This window comes from Oleiphilus sp. HI0079, from assembly GCF_001635105.1.
Genome location: NZ_LWFT01000385.1, coordinates 1 through 721 on the forward strand (window position 1 = coordinate 1; position 721 = coordinate 721).

Annotated in this window: 1 protein-coding gene and 1 pseudogene; one reads left to right on the plus strand and one right to left on the minus strand. The window is 51.6% G+C overall.

Annotated elements, in window-relative coordinates:
* The coding region (locus tag A3750_RS04980; protein ID WP_231871722.1) for a low specificity L-threonine aldolase at window positions 1-518 on the plus strand (518 nt) is incomplete at its 5' end.
* A gap of 12 nt (window positions 519-530) precedes the next feature.
* On the opposite strand, the pseudogene A3750_RS04985 reads toward A3750_RS04980, so the two are convergent.
* Window positions 531-721, minus strand: a pseudogene (locus A3750_RS04985) (ATPase); the annotation flags it as partial.

Consider the following 721-nt stretch of genomic DNA (forward strand, 5'->3'; position numbering starts at 1 on the left):
CATTGGTAGGGCTTGGCTGTACACCCGCAGAAATGACGTGGAAGCTAGGAGTGGATGTGCTTTGTTTGGGTGCAAGTAAGAACGGCGCGCTGGCCGCAGAGGCCGTTGTTTTCTTCGATAAGAGCTTGGCGAAAGATTTTGAATTCCGTAGAAAGCGAGCGGGGCACTTGTTGTCAAAAGGGCGCTTACTCGGCTCGCAGTTTTGTGCGTGGCTAGAGGCTGATCACTGGCGCGGGCTGGCAGAAAAAAGCAATGCAGCAGCGCGACGTATTATGACGGGTATCGAGGCCAGCGCATTTGCGGAAGTCATCTGGCCAGTTGATGGTAATGAGGTGTTTGCCCTTATCGACAATCAAAAGATAAAAGAGCTCCGTGATGCCGGAGCGATATTTGGGGAATGGCCTGAGCGTTTTCTTTCTAAGGGTATCGCTCGAGAAAACGCAACGCTGGTGCGTTTAGTATCCTCTTTCAATACCACGGATCAAGAGCTAGAGCAGTTTCTGGATATTCTGTCTTAGGCTTTGCTGGTGCTAGCTGCTCACATTGAGCAGCCAGGCAACGACAAACACCTGTGGCAGCGTCAGCAAGGGTAAAAACAGCGCCGTTTTCCAGGAGCTGGTTGTTTCTTTTATCACCATGATCTCGGTGTAGTCCGTTGCCACGCCGCCCATCAAAAAAGCAAAGCTGTTGCCCGGAGCGTTGGCTCTGGTCATTAAGTCTG